The organism is Nocardiopsis metallicus, assembly GCF_014201115.1.
In the GTDB taxonomy this organism is placed as follows: Bacteria; Actinomycetota; Actinomycetes; order Streptosporangiales; family Streptosporangiaceae; genus Nocardiopsis; species Nocardiopsis metallicus.
Genome location: NZ_JACHDO010000001.1, coordinates 6,108,264 through 6,130,510, shown reverse-complemented (window position 1 = coordinate 6,130,510; position 22,247 = coordinate 6,108,264). Strand labels below are relative to the sequence as shown.

Annotated in this window: 19 protein-coding genes; 9 read left to right on the top strand and 10 right to left on the bottom strand. The window is 70.8% G+C overall.

The genetic code is table 11. From position 1 onward, the window contains the following. The first annotated feature begins 15 nt into the window (after positions 1–15). A complete protein-coding gene (locus tag HNR07_RS26920; protein WP_246420512.1) occupies positions 16–744 on the top strand; it encodes a hypothetical protein in 729 nt (242 codons plus the stop codon). 154 nt (positions 745–898) lie between these two features. On the opposite strand, the gene HNR07_RS26915 is transcribed toward HNR07_RS26920, so the two are convergent. Next, entirely contained in the window at positions 899–1,417 is a 519-nt protein-coding gene (locus HNR07_RS26915; RefSeq protein WP_184367703.1) for a hypothetical protein, read from the bottom strand. A 344-nt stretch (positions 1,418–1,761) separates the two neighbouring features. Between HNR07_RS26915 and HNR07_RS26910 the strand changes: the two genes are divergently transcribed. Then, the gene (locus HNR07_RS26910; protein ID WP_246421282.1) at positions 1,762–2,604 is read left to right on the top strand and encodes a DUF3800 domain-containing protein; all 843 of its coding nucleotides are present in this window, start codon (positions 1,762–1,764) and stop codon (positions 2,602–2,604) included. A gap of 662 nt (positions 2,605–3,266) precedes the next feature. On the opposite strand, the gene HNR07_RS26905 is transcribed toward HNR07_RS26910, so the two are convergent. Further along, a complete protein-coding gene (locus HNR07_RS26905; protein WP_184367698.1) occupies positions 3,267–3,770 on the bottom strand; it encodes a DUF4265 domain-containing protein in 504 nt (167 codons plus the stop codon). A gap of 99 nt (positions 3,771–3,869) precedes the next feature. Next, positions 3,870–4,058: a DUF397 domain-containing protein gene (locus tag HNR07_RS26900; protein WP_184367695.1), complete on the bottom strand. Its 189-nt coding sequence runs from the start codon at positions 4,056–4,058 to the stop codon at positions 3,870–3,872. Positions 4,059–4,390: 332 nt separating this feature from the next. On the opposite strand from HNR07_RS26900, the gene HNR07_RS35230 reads away from it, so the two are divergent. Beyond that, positions 4,391–4,939 carry a hypothetical protein gene (locus HNR07_RS35230; protein WP_246420510.1) on the top strand — a complete coding sequence of 183 codons (549 nt, stop codon included), beginning with the start codon at positions 4,391–4,393 and terminating at the stop codon, positions 4,937–4,939. Between the two features lie 394 nt (positions 4,940–5,333). On the opposite strand, the gene HNR07_RS26890 is transcribed toward HNR07_RS35230, so the two are convergent. Continuing rightward, positions 5,334–6,695 (bottom strand): MFS transporter, encoded by a 1,362-nt coding sequence (locus HNR07_RS26890; RefSeq protein WP_184367692.1) that lies wholly within the window; start codon positions 6,693–6,695, stop codon positions 5,334–5,336. 276 nt (positions 6,696–6,971) lie between these two features. On the opposite strand from HNR07_RS26890, the gene dnaE reads away from it, so the two are divergent. Continuing rightward, complete coding sequence (gene dnaE / locus HNR07_RS26885; RefSeq protein WP_184367689.1) at positions 6,972–10,121, top strand: DNA polymerase III subunit alpha; 3,150 nt, start codon at positions 6,972–6,974, stop codon at positions 10,119–10,121. A 3-nt stretch (positions 10,122–10,124) separates the two neighbouring features. Here the strand turns inward: dnaE and HNR07_RS26880 are convergent, their stop codons facing one another. Both HNR07_RS26880 and HNR07_RS26875 read right to left on the bottom strand, forming a co-directional pair. Beyond that, complete coding sequence (locus HNR07_RS26880) at positions 10,125–10,514, bottom strand: VOC family protein (RefSeq protein ID WP_184367684.1); 390 nt, start codon at positions 10,512–10,514, stop codon at positions 10,125–10,127. Between the two features lie 123 nt (positions 10,515–10,637). After that, positions 10,638–11,831: an AlbA family DNA-binding domain-containing protein gene (locus HNR07_RS26875; RefSeq protein WP_184367681.1), complete on the bottom strand. Its 1,194-nt coding sequence runs from the start codon at positions 11,829–11,831 to the stop codon at positions 10,638–10,640. A 323-nt stretch (positions 11,832–12,154) separates the two neighbouring features. Between HNR07_RS26875 and HNR07_RS26870 the strand changes: the two genes are divergently transcribed. Next, positions 12,155–13,111 (top strand): D-2-hydroxyacid dehydrogenase family protein, encoded by a 957-nt coding sequence (locus tag HNR07_RS26870; RefSeq protein ID WP_184367678.1) that lies wholly within the window; start codon positions 12,155–12,157, stop codon positions 13,109–13,111. A gap of 4 nt (positions 13,112–13,115) precedes the next feature. Here HNR07_RS26870 and HNR07_RS26865 read toward each other — a convergent pair whose 3' ends face one another. Next, the gene (locus tag HNR07_RS26865) at positions 13,116–14,129 is read right to left on the bottom strand and encodes a GlxA family transcriptional regulator (protein WP_184367675.1); all 1,014 of its coding nucleotides are present in this window, start codon (positions 14,127–14,129) and stop codon (positions 13,116–13,118) included. Between the two features lie 111 nt (positions 14,130–14,240). On the opposite strand from HNR07_RS26865, the gene HNR07_RS26860 reads away from it, so the two are divergent. Beyond that, positions 14,241–15,551, top strand: coding sequence for an MFS transporter (locus HNR07_RS26860; protein ID WP_184367672.1), 1,311 nt, complete (start codon positions 14,241–14,243; stop codon positions 15,549–15,551). A 420-nt stretch (positions 15,552–15,971) separates the two neighbouring features. On the opposite strand, the gene HNR07_RS26855 is transcribed toward HNR07_RS26860, so the two are convergent. Next, a complete protein-coding gene (locus HNR07_RS26855) occupies positions 15,972–16,703 on the bottom strand; it encodes an AlkZ-related protein (RefSeq protein ID WP_184367669.1) in 732 nt (243 codons plus the stop codon). A gap of 73 nt (positions 16,704–16,776) precedes the next feature. Here HNR07_RS26855 and HNR07_RS26850 point away from each other — a divergent pair, with 73 nt between their 5' ends. Genes HNR07_RS26850 through HNR07_RS26840 form a run of 3 tightly spaced genes read left to right on the top strand, consistent with a single transcriptional unit; the run spans position 16,777 to position 20,547 of the window. Next, the gene (locus tag HNR07_RS26850) at positions 16,777–17,880 is read left to right on the top strand and encodes a sugar diacid recognition domain-containing protein (protein ID WP_184367666.1); all 1,104 of its coding nucleotides are present in this window, start codon (positions 16,777–16,779) and stop codon (positions 17,878–17,880) included. A 52-nt stretch (positions 17,881–17,932) separates the two neighbouring features. Then, a complete protein-coding gene (locus HNR07_RS26845) occupies positions 17,933–19,174 on the top strand; it encodes a glycerate kinase (protein WP_184367663.1) in 1,242 nt (413 codons plus the stop codon). Between the two features lie 11 nt (positions 19,175–19,185). Beyond that, on the top strand, positions 19,186–20,547 hold the full coding sequence (locus tag HNR07_RS26840) for a GntP family permease (protein WP_184367661.1): 1,362 nt from the start codon (positions 19,186–19,188) through the stop codon (positions 20,545–20,547). Positions 20,548–20,925: 378 nt separating this feature from the next. Here the strand turns inward: HNR07_RS26840 and HNR07_RS26835 are convergent, their stop codons facing one another. Together HNR07_RS26835 and HNR07_RS26830 are read right to left on the bottom strand one after the other, a co-directional pair. Next, positions 20,926–21,909 carry a permease prefix domain 1-containing protein gene (locus HNR07_RS26835; protein WP_184367658.1) on the bottom strand — a complete coding sequence of 328 codons (984 nt, stop codon included), beginning with the start codon at positions 21,907–21,909 and terminating at the stop codon, positions 20,926–20,928. Continuing rightward, positions 21,902–22,246 carry a PadR family transcriptional regulator gene (locus HNR07_RS26830; RefSeq protein ID WP_184367656.1) on the bottom strand — a complete coding sequence of 115 codons (345 nt, stop codon included), beginning with the start codon at positions 22,244–22,246 and terminating at the stop codon, positions 21,902–21,904. The genes HNR07_RS26835 and HNR07_RS26830 overlap by 8 nt, the downstream gene beginning before the upstream one ends. Position 22,247: the final 1 nt, after the last annotated feature.

The window sequence follows — 22,247 nt, the reverse complement described above, 5'->3', positions numbered from 1 at the left end:
GTCGAGGACCGCTTGGTGGTGCGTGGATCACGCCCGTCGGTGGGGGCGCCGACCACACGCGGAACCTGGGCGCGCATCAGCTGGCGCCCGCCATCCAGGGTCTTCGCCCGCGAGTTCAGCGGTTTGGAGGCGTCGGTGGCCGTGCGTGACGTGCCCAAGCCGTCGTTCATCCAGACGGTGCACTGGATGAACGACGACCTCGTCTGCCGTGCCGAGGAGATGACGCTCATCGGCGAACCGGTGGTCTCCACCGCCTACACGCTGGACAAGGCACCCGAGCTGAGCGGCCAGTGGTGGGAGGAGCTATCCACCGCTTTGGAGCGGCTGGCCAGTACGGACACCGATCGTGTCTCCCTCATCCAGGCCGACATCGACCGCTCCATCCGGGAAGCGTTCGGTGCCCCGATCGACACGACCGTCTCCCAGTGGGTGATCGGCCACGGGGATCTGCACTGGGCCAACCTGACCGCACCCCGCCTGTTCCTGCTGGACTGGGACAGCTGGGGCCTGATGCCCCGCGGCCTGGACGCGGCGAAGCTGTGGGAGTCAGCGTTCCGGATCCCCGACCTCACAGAGGAGATCACAAAGCGGCTGGCCCCCGACCTCGCCTGCCGTGACGGCAAGCTCAGCCGACTGTGGGTCTGCGCGAACAGGGTCCTGGGAGCCAGGTACCGCAAGCAGGAGACGGACCAGACCAGGCACGCGCAGCGAGCGGGCAAGGTTCTACTGGCAGAGCTGTCGTGAGCGCTGTGGGATCACTAGCACCCGGCGGTCACACTTCAACACCTAACCATCGGCCTGACACATGCCAGAGCGTCCATCGCACCCGGCACAAGATAAAACACCTGTGCTGGCTCTTCCCTCAATCGCCCCTCCGAGACGGTGCTGGTTGAAATGGTCAGTCGCGCATCTCGTAGCGGATACGAGCCCGGAGCGTCTTATGCACGCGGTGCAGCTCGGAAGCCATGTCTGCCAGACACACTCTTTGCTGGATGGAAGTCGTGTCATCGGCTGGACCACCAGCATCAGCGCGCAGGGGACGAAGATATTCCTGTGCTTCAGCGAGGGCTCGGTGGAAGGTGCTAGCCCTGCTCATGAAGTCCTGAAGGAGCCCGTCCACCTTTTCGCTCGCGAGAGCATCCGCTTGACCACCCACACGGTCTAGCTCATCCAGGTCGACCTCTTCCAAGGCCACGAGTGGTGTAGCTGACCAGTTCTCCGCGTTCTCGACGATGCGTGCGGTGAAGCGCAGCAAATCGGCATAAAGCTCCATACGCCGCCCCCTGAGCTGCTCCTGACGGGCGCTCTTGCGACGCGCTCTCTCTGCGATGAGTGGCGTGAGAATCGCGGCTGCCAATGTTCCGATGATTCCGGCGATACCTGTGATTGCAGTTGGGTCCATCAGCACACTCTTCATCTCTGTCCTACACTGCCGTACCACAGCTACTGAAGCGCACCAATCCGCAACACCCAGTGACAGATTCTAGTGGTGATCTAGAGTGGGGGCTTCGTCATCCGACAGCCGCACTGGCACCGGGCAAACACGGCGAAGGAGAATAAGCGCCTGTACGCCCCGCCTTTTCGAGCACGTCCACACCGTAGTCTGTTGCGGCTGGTGCAGCCTAGTCCTACTGTTGAACCCAGCCACAAGATGTAGGGGTGGGGCCAGTACATCTAGTGGGGCGGGCGAAGAGGGATGAGCCTGTGCTCCTGTCCTGAGCGCAGGCAACGGAACCAGCAGGAGCAACAACGTTGGGTAACATGGGCCAGCCTTCCACACAGGCCGCGTTGAAGCCTGCACCCAAAGCAGCAGCGCTCCTCGGCACTGCAAAGCACGAACGTCCGCTGGTGCATGTGTTTGTGGACGAGACAGGTGATCGCGGCTTCAGCACGAGGTCATCGCCCTTCTTCGCGATGACGGCTCTCATGGTCCCCCATGAAGCCGAAGCGAGCATGCGGTGTGTGGCGGGAGGGTTGAGGTACCACCTGAACACAACCAAACCACTCCACTGGGTGGAGCATTTCAAGGCGAAGCGCTGGAAGCGTCGGCAATTGGCTGCTGAGCAGTTGAGTAGCATTCCCGGAGCGCGCGTCGTCCACGTTGTGGTCGAGAAGGCTTCAGTTCGCTCCTCCGCCGGGATGCGCAAGGACTCATCGTTGTTCTACAACTATGTGACCAGGCTGACCTTGGAGAGGGTGGCCTACGCTGCCGAGAACTGGCCCAGCGGACCCCGCTTCGGGTCTGTCCGCTTCGGGTCTGTAGCGGGCTTGGATTCAGCAGCCGCGCTGCGGTACCTCACTCGCATCTACTCATCGCCTTCGCCTGTGCCCTGGGATTGCTTGAAGTGGCCACCTGTATGGCGTGGAACAGAGTGGGACGGTATCCAACTCGCCGACATCCATGCAGGGATACTCAACTCCGCGCTCACCGGAGACGTGGATGATCCGGCTTGCGCCGCCTACCTCCTAGAGGTCAGACATCAGCTCCAGCGCAGCAACCACGGACAGCTTTTCGGCTACGGGTTGAAGGTACTGGGAGACCCCTCGTACATCAGAAACCGCTGCTGGTGGCCAGACCTGCAGGCTGTACAAGTCGCAGCATAAAGGAGCCCGGAGGAGAGCTCTGGGGGCCTCAACCGTCTCATATCGGACGGAAGGATCCAGTTGCCTGGTTCCGACTTATCCCAGCAGCTCTCTTCGGGGCTCCCTCAGTGTCAGGCATCCCTGACACCGTCATCATAGGCGTGCATGGGGGCAACCCGTCAAGCTGTCCCGGACTCCAGCAGTCAGATCAGACCGGGGCCTACTGGGATGGGTAGGACGATAGATCCGCTTCCCCGTGACGATGTCCGACCATGTCATCCAGATGAAGACATACCGGTCAGCAACAGTGGACCTGATCCGCATCCCGCAGGCGGTCGAACTAGCTCCGCTGTGACTCCAGTGTTCCGAAACCCGGCGGTCGGCGGTGGTCTTCCGTGGTCTCCAACGGCACGGCAGCACCCGGGCAGGCTGGAACGAATCACCGCGTATCGGGGCAAAAATCCCACCATCCCGCAAACTTTTAATCCGCGGGTTCAGGGTTCGATCCCCTGGGGCCCTACCAGGAAAAACCCCAGGTCAGAGCGTGTTTACTACCGTTCTAGCCTGGGGTTTTCGTGTGCCCGGGACACCCGAGAAACTTCATGTGCGCTCTATGCCATCGCCCATGACTCCACCTGAGTGAGGGCTGGCTCCGCGAGCCTCAGGCAGTCCCGGTTTAGCGACTACCCGTCGCGCCACGCGTCGGTGGCACAGGCGACCTCGAAGTGCCACCACCCGTCCTCTTGGCCGCGGACGAGCAACGCCTTGAGTCCGCCGAAGTCCGCATCGGCGGGCACGGTGAAGGCGACCAACGGGAATTCCTCGCTGAAAACCTCGCCACCCAGGCCAAACGGCGACAGCAGCTCGTGTACAGCCCGAGGGCTTCGCCCCAGCGGGCCGGAGGGAACGGGCAGGACCCGGATGGTGCAGTTGCCCGATGCCTCAACCCGCTCCTGCGCCCAGTGGAGGCCATCGGCGTCCGTCACGAACCGCACGATCTCGCCCTCGGCCACCCCGTCCTGCAGGAAGGGGGCGTTCTCCACGCGGGCGGTATCGCGGCTCAGCCGCGTGGCCCACAACCCCTCAGTGTCATGAGGGAGCCAGCCTTCTCGCGGCGCGAACCGGTACCACACCTTGATCCGACCGTTCCCAGCGGTGACGGGCTCGGGTGGAGTCATGGAAGTCATGGTCCAAATGATCGCGCACTCACCCTGAAGCATCGAACGCGAGTACGTCTGCTCTTGGCCCGGAAGATGCTCTGCGCGGTCCCGGGCGTGTTCGCTCCGTCAGGGGCGGGGCTGTTCGGCCTTGACCTCGCCAAGGAAGGCCTGCCACGCCGCCGGAGGGAAGCTGAGGTGCCCGAGCTCCCTGTTCTGGGTGTCGCGCACAAGCACGGTCTCTCCCTCCGAGACCTCGACGCGCTCCGCACCGCCGCTACCGCTGTAGGAACCCTTGTGCCAAGTACGGTGGCTCATGATTCTCCCGCTCGTCGCAGATCTCGGATGAGGTCCAGCCAGGGGCAGGACCGTGCTCAGACGCCCCGGCTGCTGGTCCAGGCGTACCGGGCCGCCGACGCGATCGCGGACAAGTTCGGCCTCCACCACCTCTCCGCCCGTACCATCCAGGTGCTCCTGTACGCAGCCGACCAGACCGGGGACGAGGTGAAGCGGGCCGCCGCCACCTACGTGCGCGGGAAACCTTCTTCTGCTCCGGCGAACACGAAGCAGGGCGCCGCCTGCTCGAACGGACAGCGGAGAATCTGGCGCCCTCGGACGCGCGCTCGTGGGCGGCCTACGGATCCCTGCACATGCGTGCCGCCGTGTTCGCCGCGCGGAACCGCCAACCCCGGCAGGCCGCACCCCACCTGGTACAAGCACGCCTCGCAGCTGAGCACACCCGGGAGGCGGTCTACACCGGAACGGCCTTCGGCAGCGCTTCGGTGCGCGTCCACCAGGTCACCCTGGCCCTGGAGTGCGAGGACCCCGACCAGGCCCTGCAGGCGGCTGCGGGTTGGACTCCGCCCCGGGAACTTCCCGTCGAGCGAGCTTCGCACTACTTCATCGACGTAGCCCGCGCCCACCACCTCCTGGGGCGCCAGGAGGTGGCTCTGGCCAACCTCCGGGCCGCGTGGCAGAAGGCCCCGGAGCACACACGGCTCAACCCTCACGTGCGGGCGCTGTCAGGTCTCCTCCTGGTCCCTGGCCTCGCAGAGGAGATCACAGAGCGGTTGGCCTCCGACCTCGGTTGCCGTGACGGCAAGCCAAGTCGGCTCTGGGTCTGCGCGAACAGGGTTCTGGGGGGCCAAGCGCCGCAAGCAGGAAACGGACCAGACCGCGCACGCCCGCCGAGCGGGTAGGGCACTGCTGGCGGGGCTGTAGTGACCACCGGGAGATCGCCAACCCCGGTGACCACGCTTGGACACTTATCCATCGGCCCGGCATATGCCAGAGCGTCCATCACACCCGGCCCGAAACACCTCGCGCACGTCCCCGACCGCTCCCGGCGGTGACCGCGGCGGCGGGAATGGTCGGGCGCCTGTTTCGGTCCCCTGCCCCGGGATGATCTTGCTACCAGGAGGAACTTCGGCGCTGAACTTGCTTCTGGTAGCAAGATCACCGGGGATCAGGGGGTTTGGGAAGCAACGGACAGGTACCCGTGGTCACGGGCGACGGAGCGGGCCTCTGACGGGGCACGGTCAGGGTCTCGCTGACGGTCGCCGCCTTCGGGAGTGAATAGTCCTCCGGCGCCGGTTACTTCTCGGACGGCTCGGCCTGCTCGGCCTGCCCGGAGGGTTCGGCCTGCTCAGCCTCCTCGGACGGCTCGGCCTGCGCGGACGGCTCAACCTGCGCGGCGATCTGGGCGGCCTCTACCCGGTCGGCTTCGGTGACCACGCGGCGCAGGGCCGGGACGGCCAGGGCCAGGGACACCAGCACCAGGACACCCGAGGCGAGGGGCACGTAGTACAGCTCCACCCGGCCGAGGAAACCCGCGGAGAGGGCGGCGATCGGGCCGAAGGCGGCGCCGGACACCTGGACGAACGACATCACCCGGCCGAGCTGGCGACCCGGGACGATCAGCTGGATGGCACCGAGCATCACGATGTTGGACGCGGTGATCACGAACCCCAGGAGCACCCAGGCGGCGACGGCCGCGTAGGCGTTGGGGGCCAGGCCGAAGCCGATGAAGCACAGACCGGTGACGGTGAAGAACACCACCTCCAGCCGGAACCGGCCGAGCCGGGCGACCAGGAGGCCGACGGTGGTGGCACCCAGGAGGGCACCGACGGCGGAGGACCCGAGGAACACCCCGTACAGGGCGGCCGGGACACCGAAGTGGTTCTGGGCGAGCAGCACCATGACGGCGCTCAGAGCGGTGAAGGCGGCGTTGAGCGCCAGGTTGAAGAGCAGGATCGTGCCGAGGGAACTGCCGCGGAAGACGAACCCGAACCCTTCGCGCAGGTCGGCCAGGGGCGAGGGGCGTTTGGCGGCGGAGTCCTGGCCGGAGTCGTCGTGGCCGGGGGCGCGGCGGACCGCCAGGGGCAGGCCGAGCAGCACCAGGGCGCCCAGTGCGTACGCACCGGCGTTGACGGCGATGGGGAGGAACGCGAAGACCACGAACAGGAACCCGGCGAGCGGCCCGCCGGCGAAGTCCTGGGTGACGGTCCGGCCGCCCTCGACGCGCCCGTTCGCGCGGTCGATCGTGCCAGCCGGGGCGAGAGCCGGCATGAGGGCCCGCCCGGCCAGGTCGTAGAACACCTCGCAGGTCATGACGGTGAACATGACCGCGTACAGCACCCAGATGGTGGCTTGGCCGGTGGCGATGAACCCGGCCAGGGCGACCAGCACGACGGCGCGGATCAGGTTGGTCCCGATCATCAGGCGGACGCGGTCGACCCGGTCCACGATCACCCCGGCGGCCAGTCCGAACAGCAGGAACGGCAGGAAACGGGCGGCGATGAGCCCGGAGACGAGGAGGGGGTCGTTGGTGAGGAAGGCCGCGACCAGGGGCAGGGCGATCACCATCATGCCGTCGCCGAGGTTGCTGGCCAGGCTGCCGAGCCAGAAGCGGTTGAAGTCGCGGCCGAGGCCGGGTTTGCGAGTGGCCTTCTGCAAGGGGGATGACTCTTTCCGAGAGAGCTGTGCGGGCCGTGCGGTCTGGTTCATAGTGCCGGTTACCCGACCCTGTCCCGTGAAGGGATCATCACGTCTTGGCCACTGTTGCCGCACCGCCACAGGCCTTCCGGACACTGGCCGAGCGCGCCCGTACCGCCCCGGAGCTGGGGTTCTCGTGTGCCCGGAGTGATCATTGTGGGTTACAGTTGTCGAACACGAGTTCGATGAGCAGCGTCTTCCCCTTCGGCTGCGTTCGCAGGCGGAGAGGGGGGACCGGTGTTCGCGCATCTGCGCGTCGCCTCGGCGTTCTCGTTCCGGCACGGGACAGCCCCGCCCGCGGCGTTGGTCGAGCGGGCGGGCTTCGACGACCAGCCGGCGGTGGCCCTGACCGACCGGGACGGGCTCTTCGGGGTCGCCGAGCACGTCAGGGCATGCGCCGCGACCGGGGTGCGGCCCGTGGTGGGTGTCGACCTCGCCCTCGCCTCGCCCGGGGGCGGACGCATCGTGCTGTTGGCCCGAGGCGCCCGGGGCTGGGCGAACCTGTGCCGCCTGGTCACCCGGGTGCACCACGCGGCCGCGCCCGTGGCGGTCACCTCCGAGCAGCTGGCCGAACACCGCGAAGGCCTGGTCGCGCTGCTCGGCTCCGACTCCGACGTGGGCCGCGCGCTGGCCCAGGACCGGCCGTCGCACGCCCGTGAACTGCTGCGTTCCTGGCGGGAGCTGGGCCTGGAGACCGCCCTGGCACCGCACGACCACGGCGCCTCCGGGCAGCGGCGCACCGCCCGGGACATGATCCGCCTGGCCGACGACGAACACCTCCTGGTGGTGCTCACCAACGCCGTGCGCTACCCGAACCCCGACCGGGCCGGGGTGGCGCGCGCCCTGGACCGGATCCGGCAGCACGCCCCCGGCGGCTACCGGCCCGCCCCGTACACCGACCGGGCCCACCTGGCCTCAGGCGAGGAGATGTTCCGGGCCGCGGTCGGCGTGTGCGCCGGGGACCGCACCCGGGCCCGGCGGCTGATCGCGCACACCCTGGCGCTGGCCGCCTCCTGCGCGCTGGACCCCGGGGCCGATCTGGGCTGGGGCCGCCTCCACCTGCCCGAACGCGCCCAGGCCCGAGCCGAACTACGGAACCGGGTCGCCGAGGGCGCCGCCCGGCTGGGCCTGGCAGGCGACCGGCGCGCGGACGAACGCGCACGGCGGGAACTGGAGACCATCGCCCGGCTGGGCCTGGACAGCTACTTCCTCACCGTCGCCGACGCCGCCCGAGCCATCCGGGACAAGCAGATCCGCTGCTCCGCCCGGGGTTCGGCGGTGGGCAGCCTCACCGTGCACCTGCTGGGGATCTCCGCGACCAACCCCCTGGACCACGGTCTGCTGTTCGAGCGCTTCTGCACCCCGAGCCGCCCCGGCCTGCCCGACATCGACCTGGACGTGGAGTCGGCGAGGAGGTTGGAGGCCTACGACGCGGTCATCGCCTCCCACCCCGGGGCGAGCGCGGCGGTGGCCATGATGGAGACCTACCGGGCCCGCAGCGCCCTGCGGGACGCCGGGACCGCGCTGTCGATGCCCGCGGCCGAGGTCGACCGCATCGCCTCGGTCTTCCCCCGGGTACGCGCCTCCCGGATCAGCGAGACCGCCCGCGAACTCCCTGAGCTGCGTGGCCTGGACGGTCTGGACAGCGAGCAGGTGCGCAGGCTCTTCGCGCTCGCCGAAAGCCTGTCCGGCCTGCCCCGGCACGTGGCGATGCACCCCTGCGGGCTGGTGCTGGCCGACCGTTCCCTGGGCGAGAGGGTGCCCACACAGCCCTCCGGTGCCGGGTACCCGATGGTCCAGGCGGACAAGGAGGACGTGGAACACCTCGGGCTGCTCAAACTCGACGTACTGGGGGTGCGGATGCAGTCGGCCCTGGCCCACAGCCTGGACGAGATCGACCGCACCACCGGGCGGAGGCCGGACCTGGAGGCCCTGCCGGACGGCGACCCGGCCACCGCCCACATGGTCGGGGCGTCCAACACCCTCGGCTGTTTCCAGATCGAGAGCCCGGGCCAGCGAGAACTGGTCTCCCGGCTGCGCCCGCGCGGGATCGCGGACCTGATCGCCGACATCTCCCTGTTCCGGCCCGGCCCCATGGGCACCGACATGGTCGCCGCCTACCTCGGGGCCCGCGACGGCGCCTGCCCGCCCCCGCTCCCCCACCCCGCCCTGGCCCCGGTCCTGGCCGAGACCGGCGGCGCGCTGCTCTTCCACGAACAGCTCCTGCGCGCCCTCGACACCATGACCGGGTGCGGGCTGGACCGGGCCGAGGCGATGCGGCGCGCGCTCGCCACCGACCAGGGCCGCCGCGAGGTGGAGGAGGAGGTGCGCACCCGGATGGTCGAACGCGGACACGACGGCCGCACCGTCGAGGACACCTGGCGGTTGGTGGCGGCGTTCGGCAACTTCGGCTTCTGCAAGGCGCACGCGGCCGCCTTCGCCCTGCCCACGTACCAGAGCGCGTGGCTCAAGCGGCACTTCCCGGCGGCGTTCTTCGCGGGTTTGATGACCCACGACCCCGGCATGTACCCGCGCCGGGTGCTCCTCAACGACGCCCGCCGCATGGGGGTGCACGTGCTCGGCCTGGACCTGCACGCCTCCCAGCGGCACTGGAGTGTGGAGCGGATCGGGGAGCGGCGGTGGGGGCTGCGTCCGGCCCTGGCCGACCTGGCCGCCCTCACCGGGACCGAACTCGGTCGCCTGCTGGCCCGGCGCCCCTTCGCCGACCTGCGGGACCTGGTCACCCGGGGCGGCCTGTCCGGGGAGGCGTTGGACAACCTGGTCCTGGCCGGCGGCCTGGACGCCCTGGCCGGGGCCGACGGATCGCCCGGCGCTCCGGACCGGCGCGACGTGCTCGTGCACGCCCACTCCCTGGCCCGCGCCCACCACGGGCCCGCGGGCGGTCCTGGCGACACCCCCGGGCAGCTCTCACTGAACGACACCCCCACGGCCGTGCCCGCGGGACGCTCCGCGCCGATGACCCACACCGAACGCGTCAGCGAGGAGCTCCGCGCCCTGGGCTACGAGCTCTCCGGGCACCGGCTGGACCCCTACACGGCGCGCCTGGCCGAGCTGGCCTCCACCAGGAACCTGGTCCAGGCCCGGGATCTGCACCGGCTCCCCGACGGCGCCCGGGTGCTGGTGGCGGGGGTCCGGGTCTGCACCCAGACCCCGCCCACCCGCTCGGGCCGACGCGTCATCTTCACCAGCGTCGAGGACCGCAGCGGCGTCATCGAGGTGGCCCTGTTCTCCGACGCCCAGCGGCACTCCGCCGAAGCGGTGTTCACGTCGCGGCTGCTGGCCGTGCACGGCCGGATCCGCCGTGCCGCCCCGGGTGCCCTGCCCACCGTCACCGCCACCCGGGTCCAGCCCTTGGAGGAGCTCTGAAGGTCAGGGTCGGCGCCCGGCTAGGACGCAGAACTCGTTGCCCTCCGGGTCCACGAGTACGACCCAGCTCTCGGTGCCCTGACCGACGTCGGCGTACCGGGCGCCCAGGTCGAGCAGGCGGCGGACCTCCTCGCTCTGCTCGCGGTCGGCGGGGCTGACGTCGAGGTGCAGCCGGTTCTTGACGGTCTTGGCCTCGGGCACGCGCGCGAACGTCAGGACAGGCGGCACCGGACCGGGCCGGTCCCCGCCGAGGGCCCGGGGCGGACCGATCGTGACGGTTCCGTCGGCCTCGTCCACGTCGTGCACCTCGTATTCGAGGACCGAGCACCAGAACCGGGCGAGGGCGGTCGGGTCGGCGCAGTCGACGCCGAGTTCGGTGAGCCTGCTGGCCATCTTCGGTACCTCCAGAGACGGATCGCCGTTCGCTCCGAGCTTGCCACCTCACCGCTCGGGGCCGCTCGGCCGCCGCAACGGGATGCCCTGGACGTCACAGCGGCCCGGCGGACGCCCCCGGCCTCATTCCGGGTCGGTCAGCAGCTCAGAGTGGGCCGAGGCGTTGCCCAGGGAGCGGAGCAGCTCGCCGACGAGGCGGTCCGTGGCGCTGCCGGGTTTCTCCAGTTCCAGTTGGGGCACCCGGGTGACCTGTTCGTAGCGTTCGGCGTCGTACTCCACACCCGGGGACGGGTACCGGTCGTCGGCCCAGGCGGACACGCCGTGCAGGTTGGTGACGGCCACGCCCACGTCCCAGCTGCCGCCGTACCCGGCGTCCTCGGAGAGGCTGCCGAGCAGGTCGAGGAAGGCGCGCACCCGGAAGGCCAGGGCGCCGTCGAAGATCAGGTGCTGGCCGTACCGGCGGTCGGCCGACCGGCCGCAGTACAGGAACACCTCGCCGCGTTCGCGGACGATGAACCGCAGGTCGTTCTGTTCCCTGGCCTGCGCCGAGGTCTGGCTGGCGATGCCCACGCCGCCCGCGGTGCGGAACCCGGACCACAGGTCCCCGAACTCCGGGGCGACCAGGGCGGTCTCGCCGCCGCGCTCGCGGGTGCGCGCGGAGATCCCGTCGCGGACGAGGTCGAACAGCAGGGGGCGGGCGTCCTCGGCCGCCGTCCAGGCCTTGAACATGCCGGGGATGCGGCGCGAGGGCAGCGCGACCACGTGCAGGTGGGCCAGCTCGCCCTCGGGGAAGGGGTCCTTCTGCACCTGTTCGCGCAGTGCGGTGCGCACCACGTCCAGGGAGGTGTCCCTGGCCCGGATGAGCCGTTCCACCTCGGCGTCGGGCAGGCGCCGCTTCTCCCGGTCGCCGCGCCCGTAGTACGCGCCGCCCGCCATGTGCGGGGCCAGCGGGGAGGCGGGCACCTCGATGAGCAGGTACCCGTGGCCCGGCAGGGCGCTCTCCAGCCAGTCCACCGAAACCTGGAGCGGCGGGTCGCAGGAGGAGGCGGCGATCCGGGCCGGGGTCTCCAGGATCTGGTCGGCCCACTCGACCGGTGCCAGTTCGAACCTGCCCTCGGTCTTGATCTCCCGGACCCCGACCACGATCAACCCGCCGTCGATCGCGAACGAAGCCATGTCCTTGGCCTGGTCCTTGGAGCTGCGGAGCTGCTGTTTGGCCTCGCGTTTGGGCGTCTCGGTGAACGCGCCCTCGTTCAGTGCCGCTTCGAGTTCGGCTTCGCTGGAGGGCCGCCACGTCGGGGGGAGGACTCGATCCATGTCGGCATCATGCCCACTCTCACCGACAACCGCGCACGACTGGCCGAATCAGGGCCGACTCGTCCCGAATCGCAACCTTGACCTCCCCGAACCCCCCGAACTCGTCGCTGTGGCGCGGGTCCGGGAGGATGCGGCGCGGCCCCGGGGCGGCACGGGCGCCAGCGGGATCTCGGTGGCCACCGTGGCCCGTGACCACGCAGCACGCGTACGCTCCTACGAACTGAGCACCCATGAGTGGAACCGCCGCGGCCGGACCTCGGCTGACCACGACGGGCGCGGTCGATGGCCGACAGGTCCGAGTGACGGAGTGACGGAGTGACGCGATGACGATCACAGTGGCGATCCTCGACGACTACCAGGGGGTCGCGGCCTCGCTGGCCCCCTGGGAGGACTCCGCGCTCGACCTGGAACTGAAGGTGTACCGCGAGCCGGTGCGCGACGAGGACCAGCTCGTGGAGCGGCTCGGCGACTGCGACGCGGTGGTGCTGATGCGTGAGCGCACCCCGCTGCCGCGCCGGGTCGTGGAGCGGCTGCCGGGGCTGCGCCTGGTGGTCACGACCGGGATGAGGAACAGCGCGATCGAACCCGGGCCGGGGGTGACCGTGTGCGGGACGGAGTCCTCCTCGGCGCCCCCGGCCGAGCTCACCTGGGCGCTGATCACCGCGCTGCGCCGGAACCTGCTCGCCGAGGACCGGGCCGTGCGCGAGGGACGGTGGCAGAGCACGCTCGGCGGGGACCTGGAGGGGGCGGTCCTCGGGCTGGTCGGCCTGGGCAAGATCGGCGCGCGCGTCGCGACGGTAGGTCAGTCCTTCGGTATGCGGGTGCTGGCCTGGAGCCAGAACCTCGATTCCGCCCGGGCCGCGGACCTCGGTGTGGAAGCGGTGCCCAAGGACGAGCTGCTGGCCGGTTCGGACATCGTGTCGCTGCACCTGCGACTGAGCGAGCGCTCCCGGCATGTCATCGGCGCGGCCGAGATCGCGAGGATGAAGCCCGGGGCGCTCCTGGTCAACACCGCGCGCTCGGGCCTGGTGGACACCGAGGCGCTGCTCAAGGCACTGCACGAAGGAGGGCTCGGCGGCGCGGGCCTGGACGTCTTCGACACCGAGCCCCTGCCGGCGGGCGACCCCCTGCTCAACGCCCCGAACACGGTGCTCGCCCCGCATCTGGGGTACGTGACCCGGGGAAACTACCGCACCTACTTCACCCAGGCCCTGGAGGACGTGGAGGCCTTCTTCACCGGAGCCCCGGTTCGGGTCATCGAGGAGGGAACCCGCGCCTAGGCGGTCAGGGCTCCGCGGACTCCGCGTTCGCCGTCCCCCGGAAGGTACGGCGGTAGGCGCTGGGCGACACCCCGAGCCCGGCCTGCATGTGCTGCCGCAGTGATGCCCCCGTGCCGAAACCAGCGCGGTCGGCGATGCGGTCCACCGGCAGGTCCGAGCCCTCCAGGAGCTGGCGGGCCAGGTCGAGTTTGCGCTGGGTGAGCCACTGGCCCGGAGACATGCCCGTCTCCTCGCGGAAGCGGCGGGTGAACGTGCGCACGCTCATCGCCTCCCGTTCGGCCATCTCGGCCAGACCCGGCTGGAGGTGCAGGTTCTCCTGGGCCCAGGCCCTGGCGCGGGCGGTCGCGGACCTTTCCGGGGCGGGCACGGGCAGCTTGATGTACTGGGCCTGGCCTCCGTCGCGGTGCGGCGGGACCACGGTGTTGCGGGCGACCTGGTTGGCGGTGGCGGCTCCGTGGTCAGTGCGGATCATGTGCAGGCACAGGTCGATGCCGGAGGCGACCCCGGCGGAGGTGAGCACCCGGCCGTTGTCGGTGTAGAGCACGTCCGGGTCGAGGTCGATGTGCGGGTACATCGCGCGGAAGTACCCGGCGGACATCCAGTGCGTGGTCACCCGGCAGCCGTCCAGGAGTCCGACGGCGGCGAGCACGAACGCGCCCGAACAGACGGAGGCGATCCTGGTGCGCTCGCCGACCCGGGTGAGGGCGGCGGCCAGCGCGGGGTCGATCGGGTCGTGCGGGCGCTCGCCGTAGTCCTCCTCGGCTGCGGGCAGGACCACCGTGTCCGCCTCGGCGAGGGCTTCGGGGCCGTGCCGGACGTTGAGGGTGAGGTCGGAGTCGGAGTCGGTGCCGATCACGCCCGGTTCCAGGGCGCAGGTGGCCACTTCGTAGAGCGGTCGGCCGTCGGCCCCGCGGACCCGGCCGAAGAGGCGGTGGACGATGCCCGCCTCGATGGGGAGTACGCCGTGCCGCACGAACACGGCCACACGGTGGCGGTCGGATCGGGTGAAGACGCTCATACCGCCACCCTCATACTTCCGAGCTCATGCCTTCACTATATGGCCCGATTCTTTCGATTGTTGACTTTCCGGCCACTGTTTCTGGAGTGCCCGGAAGACGAGCCTGGGGGCATGTCTTCCAGAACCGATTCCCCCAGTGCTTCCACGACCTCCGGGGCCTCCGCACGTCAGCGCCCGCCGGCACGCGTCCACCGCGCCTGGGGGGTCGCTCTGGTCTCGGGCCTGGCCATCGTGGCCGCGGCGGCCTTCACCGCGATGCCGGGCCTGCTCATGGACCCGCTACACACCGAGTACCGGTGGTCGCGCGCCTCGATCGGCCTGGCCGCCTCGGTCAACATGGTCGTCTACGGCCTGGTCGCGCCGTTCGCGGCGGCGATGATGGACCGGTTCGGCATCCGCCGGATCGCCCTGGCCGCGCTGGCGGTGATCGTGCTCGGCTCCGGGCTGACTACCGTGATGACCGCGCCCTGGCAGCTGACGCTCTACTGGGGGCTGCTGATCGGCGCGGGTACCGGTTCGCTGGCGATGACCTTCGCCGCGACCGTCGCCCACCACTGGTTCCTGGAGCGGCGCGGCCTGGTCGTCGGGGCGCTGACCGGGGCGAGCGCCTTCGGGCAGCTGGTCTTCCTGCCCGCCCTGGCGTGGGTCGTGGACCAGCAGGGGTGGCGACCGGCCCTGGTGACGCTGGCCCTGACCGCCACCGCGACGGCGGTACTCGTCGCCCTGCTGCTGCGCGACCACCCCGCCGACCTCGGCCTGCGGCCCTACGGCGCGAAGACGGACGTACCCCGGCCGGAGGCGGAGCGGGGCGCGGCCCGGCGGACGGTCGGGGTCCTGTTCGAGTCCGTGCGCGGTCGGCGGTTCTGGGTGCTCGGCGGGACCTTCGCGGTCTGCGGGGCGACCACCAACGGCCTCATGTGGACCCACTTCGTGCCCGCCGCGCAGGACCAGGGCATGGCCGTGACCGCGGCCGCCGCGCTGGTGTCGGCGATCGGGGTGTTCTCGCTGGTCGGAACAGTGCTCTCCGGCTGGCTGACCGACCGATTCGACCCGCGCCGCCTGCTGGTCGCCTACTACGCGGGCCGAGGGCTGCTGCTGGTCGCGCTGCCCGCGCTGCTGGGCCCGGACGCCGGGGCCGCGCTGGTGGCCTTCGTGGTGGTCTTCGGCCTGCTGGACGTGGCGACCGTTCCGCCGACCATCCTGCTGTGCCGCCGGGTCTTCGGCGCGGACGGGGCGATCGTCTTCGGGTGGGTCAACGCCCTGCACCAGGTGGGTGCGGGGTCCATGGCGGTGCTGGGCGGGTTCACCCGCGACCTGACCGGCGGCTACGGCCCGGTGTGGCTGGTCGCGGCGGCGCTGTGCGCGGTGGGCGCCCTGCTGGCTCTCCAGATCCCCCGTACCGACAAGGACGAGGAGGAGTGATCCCATGGCTGAGCGCGACTGCGACCCCGGTTCCGGACCCCGCCGCCCCTCCCGGCCCTCCCTCCCCTTCTCCCTGGCCCTGCTGCTCCTGGCCGCGGCCGTCGCCTACGTGGGATGGGCCGGACTCGACCAGAGCCTGAGGGCCGCGCGCGGCGAGGGCGCTCCGGGCGTGTTCACCGCCACCGGCCTCAGCTGCGTCCAGCACCCCGGGCACGAGTCGTGCACCTGCCACGGAACCTTCCGCCCCGACACCGGGGGGACGGACCGCGACGTCTACCTGCACGCCGCCGGGCACGACACCTGCCGGGAGGGCGAGCCGGTCCCGGCCGTCGACGCGGGTGCCGCCAACCGGGTCTACGGCCCGGACGGCTCCCGCGAGTGGCTGCTCTCCCTCGCCCTCCTCGCGGGCACGGCGGCCGTCTACGCGGGGGTAGCCCTGGTGTGGGCGCGGTGGGCCCGGTCCCGGTCCCAGCGGAAGGCGCGCTGGAGTTCGCGCGGGGCCGCCTCGACCATGGTGTCCAGGAAGCGGGCGGCGGCGGAGGCGTCCCGCGCCTCCCGGTCGCCCTCCCCCGGCACGTCGAAGGCGCGGGAGGTCAGCTCCACCACCGAGGCGGGCCAGCCGGGGCCGGAGTCGTCGCAGCCGTAACCGGTGATCAGCAGTTCGCGGCCGAGCTCGGTGACGTAGCGGTCGGATTCCTTGCTGCCCACGCCGAGCGATGCCCGCAGCGCCCGGGTGGTCATCGGCCCCTGGAGCAGCAACGTCCGGGCCAGGTCGCGGGCGCCCGGGCTCAGGTGCCCGCACCGGGTGAAGTCGTCCGGTTCGCCCGGATAGGCGTACAGGTCGGCGAGCAGGTCGGGGCTGATCAGCGTCTGCCGGTTGCCGAGGAACCTACCGAGCCAGGCCTGGCCCCGGGCCGGGAGCTCGTCCTTCCACCCCCACATCGCCTCGAAGTCGGCTCCCATCCCGGTGGAGAGCACCTCGGCCTCGTCGTCGCGGGAGATCTCCCGCAGGCAGGGGTAGGCGGGCCGGTCCCCGCCGAACAGCACGGCGAACCCGACGTCGTGCACGAACTCCCGCGCCTCGTCGATGGTGCGGATGACCGGCCGATCGCACCACCAGCGCTTCAGCCTCGCTTCGAGAAGATCGTCCATGGCAACTCCTGAGGGGCCCGAGGGGCGTGCGGTCGAACAGGGGTTCGGGTGATGCGTGGTTATTGTGGCAGGTATGACCGAGGACCGTCGGCGGGCGCCGCTGAGCAGTGAACTCGCACAGCGGGTGGTCGACCTCATCGCACCGACCATCAGCCACAACATCAACGTGATGGACGAGCACGGCACGATCATCGCGTGCATGGAGCCCGGCCGGGTGGGCAGTCTGCACCGCGGTGCCCAGCGGGTCATCGCCGAGCGCCGCAGCGTGCTGGTGACCGTGCCCGAGCCGGGGACGTCCGACCGGCCCGGCGCCAACGAACCCCTGATGATCGACGGCGAGCTGCGCGGGGTCGTCGGGGTCACCGGCAACCCCCGGGAGGTGGAGGACCTGGCCCGGGTGGTCGCGCTCACCGTCCAGCTGCTCATCGCCCAGGAACACGAGCAGGACGCGGTGAGCAGGCGGCACACCGAGGCCCGCGACCTGGTGGCGGCGCTGAGCTCGGGGACGACCCGCCCGGACGACGCCCGGGCCCGGCTGGCCGCGGCCGGGCTCCAGCCGCCGTGGTCACTGGCGCTGTGGGCGGCGGGCGACCCCAGGCCCGGCGGCGGGGTCGCCCCGCCGCCGACGGCGGAGAGCGCCGCCGCCAGGGTGAACGGCGACGGCGCACGACGGGCGGCCGTCCTGCACGGCGCACTGTGGATCATCGGGCACGACCGGGCGCCCGCGGCGGACTCCCCGGGCCTGCCCGCGGCCAGCCGCCACACGCGCACCCCCGCCACCGACGACGTGGACGCGCTGATGGCCTACGCCGAGGAGTCCCGGGCGCTGTGCCGGTACGCGGGGCTGATCCCCCGGATCGAGCGCGCCGAGCCGTGGTCGCGCGAGATCGCCGTGTCCGTGGCCCACCTGCCCCGCCGCACCCTCACCCGGATGAGCGCCCGGACCGCGTCGCTCAGCGGGGCGCAGCGCCGGACCGTGTCCGCGATGGCCTCGGCCGGTTCGATGCGCGAGGCGGCCGACGCCGTGTTCGTGCACCGCAACACCCTGCTCCAGCGGGTGGACCGCATCCGGAGCGCCACCGGCCTGGACATTCGGCGGCCGGATCACCTGACCACGGTGCACATGTGTCTGTACGCGGAAGCCGCACTGGGCATTTCGCACATACCTCCGGGGTAAAAGCGCAGGAAGACTGGGCTCTACGCCGTCGAAATGCACCGAACCGGATTCTATGATCTGGCTCATGTCCACCGCGTTGCATGCACATGACGAGACCGTTGACGCACCCCCAGCCGTCCGTGTCGTAGTGATCCCCGACTCGTTCAAGGGGAGCGCCTCCGCCGTGGAGGCCGCCGAGGCCATGGCCGACGGCGCCCGCGAGGCGTACACCGACCGGGGAATCCCCGTGTCCGTCGACGCCCTGCCCTTCGCCGACGGCGGTGAGGGCACCCTGGACGCCCTCCTGGGCGCCTGGGGCACCGAACCGCTCACGGTGGACACCACCGACGCCCTCGGCCGCCCGACCCGGGCCCGCTTCGGCGTCTCCCCCGACGGCGCCACCGGGGTCATCGAGGCCGCCGAGGCCAACGGGCTGCCCGGCATCGCCGACGTCCCCCTCCAGGCCCGCACCGCCAGCAGTCGGGGCGTCGGGGCCCTGGTCACCGCGCTCCTGGACCGGGGCGTGGCGGAGATCCTGCTGTGCATCGGCGGTTCGGCCTCCACTGACGGCGGCACCGGCATGCTGAGCGCGCTCGGCGCCCGCTTCCTCGCCTCGGACGGCACCGAACTCCCCGACGGCGGCGGCCGCCTCGGGGAGCTGGCCTCCCTCGACCTGGACCGGCTGGACCCGCGCGCCCGCGAGGTGCGCTGGCGGGTGGCGTGCGACGTCACCAACCCGCTGGTCGGCCCCGAGGGCGCCGCCGCCGTCTTCGGCCCGCAGAAGGGCGCCGACCCCGAGGACGTGCGCGTCCTCGACACCGGGCTCGACCGGCTGGCCGACGTGCTGACCGAAACCACCGGCAGCGATCTTCGGGACGTGCCCGGCATGGGTGCGGCAGGCGGCATGCCCGTCACCCTCACGGCCCTGCTCGGCGCCGAGGTCCTGCCCGGGTCGCAGATGGTCGCCGAGGTCCTGGGGGCGGAGAAGCTGCTGGCCCGCGCCGACCTCGTCCTCACCGGCGAGGGCCGCTTCGACAGCCAGTCCCTGGGCGGCAAGGTCGTCGACGCGGTCCGCCGCCTCACCCCGCAGAACGTGCCCGTCGTGGTGATCGCCGGCAGCGTGTCGGTCGGCCGCGACGAGCTCCGCCGCTCCGGGATCACCGCGGCGTTCTCTATCGCCCAGGGCCCCCGGACCCTGGACCAGATGCGGGACGAGGCCGTCCCCGCCATCACCTGGACGGCGTTCAACTGCTGTCGTCTGCTCGCACACCATCCCCGGCAACCGGCCCCCGGCCCGGATCCAGCCACCCCTTAAGGACCGCTCCCTTGCTTGACCTCGTCATTCTCCTCCTGCTGGTGGCGGGCATCGTGCTCGTCACCGCGAGGTGGAAAGTCAGCCCGTTCCTGGCGCTGATGGGCGCCGCCGTCCTCGGCGCGTTCCTCTACCGGCTCCCGCTGGTGGAGATCATCCCGACCGTGACCACGACGTTCGGCACCACGCTGGGCAACATCGGTCTGGTCATCCTCTTCGGCACGATGATCGGCGTGATCCTGGAGCGCTCCGGCGCCGCGATCGCGATGGCCGAGAGCCTGATCAGGATCCTCGGCACCCGGTTCCCGAACCTGACGATGTCGCTCATCGGCTACATCGTCTCCATCCCGGTGTTCTGCGACTCCGGGTACGTCATCCTGAACTCGCTGCGCAAGGCGATCACCCTGCGCACCGGGGTGTCCGCGCTGGCCACCTCGATCGCGCTGATGACCGGCCTGTACGCCACGCACACCCTGGTCCCGCCGACCCCGGGTCCGCTGGCGGCCGCCGAGAACATCGGCGTCGCCGACAACCTCGGCATGATCATCGCCGTCGGTCTGCCCGTCTCCGTCGTGGCCGCGCTCGCCGGTCTGGCCTACGCGAGCTTCTTCTCCCGCAAGGACTTCGCCCCGCTCCCGGCCGAGGACGCCGCTGACATCAGCGAGCAGTCCTACGACGAGCTGCGCGAGAGCTACGGCAAGCTGCCCAACGGCTTCCTCGCCTTCTTCCCGATCCTGCTCCCGCTGGTCCTGATCTGCGTCGGGTCCGTGGTGAAGCTGCCCGCGCGGCCGATCGGCGACGGAACCCTGTTCGACGTGGTGTCCTTCCTGGGCACCCCGGTCATCGCGCTCACCCTCGGCCTGATCTGCGCCGTGACACTGCTGCGCGGCCACGGCAAGCTCGCCCGGTTCAACGAGCAGATCAACGACTCCGTGCGCATCGCCGCGCCGATCCTGCTCATCACCGGTGCCGGTGCCGCCTTCGGCGGTGTGCTCGCCGCCTCCCCGCTGACCGAGTTCCTCTCGGACAACCTCAGCGGTCTGGGCATCGGCCTGGCCGTACCGTTCCTGATCGCGGCGGCGCTCAAGACCGCCCAGGGTTCGTCGACGGTGGCGATCGTGAGCAGCTCGGCGATGGTCGCGCCCATGCTCGGCTCGCTGGGCCTGGGGTCGCCGGAGGGCATGGTCCTCAGCGTGCTGGCGATCGGGGCCGGTGCGATGGTGGTCTCGCACGCCAACGACTCCTACTTCTGGGTCGTCTCGCAGCTGAGCCGCGTCCCGGTCGCGACCGCCTACCGGACCCTCACGGTGGCCACCCTCATCGAGGGCGTGGCCGCTTTCGCGGCGATCTGGGTGGCGAGCCTGTTCCTGTTGTGAGCCAGCTGCCGCAGGGCAGTGAACAGGGCTGATCGGGTGCAGGCGATCAGGCCACGGGGTCCGGACGGATCAGTGTTTCCAGAAACACTGTCGTCCGGGCCCCTCTCACGTGCGCCGGCCACGGGGGAACCAAGCGTCCCGCAGCCGCATCACTACGGTGGGTCCGGCCCCCAGCCCCCAGCCCCCCCCCAGACCCCCACGAAAGCGGACCGGGTGCAGCCCCTCGGCCCGAACGACCCCAGCGCACCGGCCCCCACCGCCTCACCCCTGTCCTCGGCAGCGGCGGCACGGGCCGCGTCTTCCTGGGTCGTACCCGGTCCGGCATCCGGGACCGACACGGCTCGACCAGAGCGAGGGCCGAGCCGGTCAACCGGAAGCTCAGGCGCGGAAGGCGGCCTGGCGGGTCTTGTTGAGGCAGGAGGCGATGTCCCAGACAGCGATCGCGACCACCGCGGCCGCGATCGGGAAGGTGGCCACCGACCAGTCGGCGGGGACGTCGAAGACCGCGCCGAAGCGCTCGGGGAGGTCGGGGACGATCAGCTGGTCCCGAAGGAGCAGCCACACGGCCACGGTGGCCCAGGTGGCCCCGGCGAGGACGTTGCCCACGGCCAGCGCCGGGGTCCACCGGCCGGCCCACCAGACGCCGACGGCCACGGCGGCCTCGACCGCGATCAGGCCCACCAGCAGCACGGCCCAGGGCCGGGCCAGGTCCGGGTTGAGCACCTGGACCTGTGAGGACGGGTCGGAGACCCCGGTGAACTGCCACGTCAGGAGAAAGATCACCAGTCCCAGCAGAGCCACCTGGAACAGCGTCTCCCCCAGCCCGACCTGGCGCCACGGCGTCTCCTCCGGCAACTGCTTGGTGTCCCAGGCGAGCAGCGGCTCCTCCCGCTTGTCCGCGGGGCGGGCCCGCTCCACCGCCGCGTAGGCGAGGGTCACCCAGAAGCAGACGTGCACCGCGGTCACGAACAGGGTGCCCACCGCGGCCAGCGCGGTGTCCCCGAAGCCGTCGGCACCGGACAGCAGCCGCTCCAGCAGCACCGCCCCGAGTCCGAGCGGCAGCAGGATCCCCAGCAGCGTCCTCAGCAGACGGACGTAGCCCGGGTACAACCCCGGCCCGATCAGATACCGGGGACGGTCCCCGTACTCACGGGCCAGCGCGTCGGGATCGCCCAGCTCGGTGAGCGCTTCCACCTCGGCCTTGGCCGGGTCGGTACCGGCCTCGACCTTGGCCTCGATCGTGTCCAGGATGGACCCGCGCAGTTCACGGGCCACGTCCGGACCGGCCTCCGAGTCGAGGTGGCGGGTGACGCTCCAGACGTAGCGGTCGGTCAGCGTGGATTCGGTCTTGCCTTCACTCATCGGTTTCCCTTCGTCCGAGAGCCCGGATCGCGCCGTCCAGCACGTGCCACTCCCGCGTCAGTTGTTCGAGCAGTGCCTCACCGTCCGGGCTGACCTGGTAGAACTTGCGCGGCCGCGCCTCCTCGGTGTTCCACTCACTGGTCAGCAAGCCCTGTTTCTCCAACCGCCGCAGCAGCGGGTAGAGCGTGTTTCCGTCCACCGAGAACCCGGCCTTCTCCAGGGTCTCCAGCAGGGCGTAGCCGTAGCGCGGCCGCCCCAGCGTGGCGAGGCAGGCCAGCACCACCGTGCCGCGCCGCAGTTCCTGAAGGTGTCCGGCCAGGAGCTCGTCTTGCTTCATG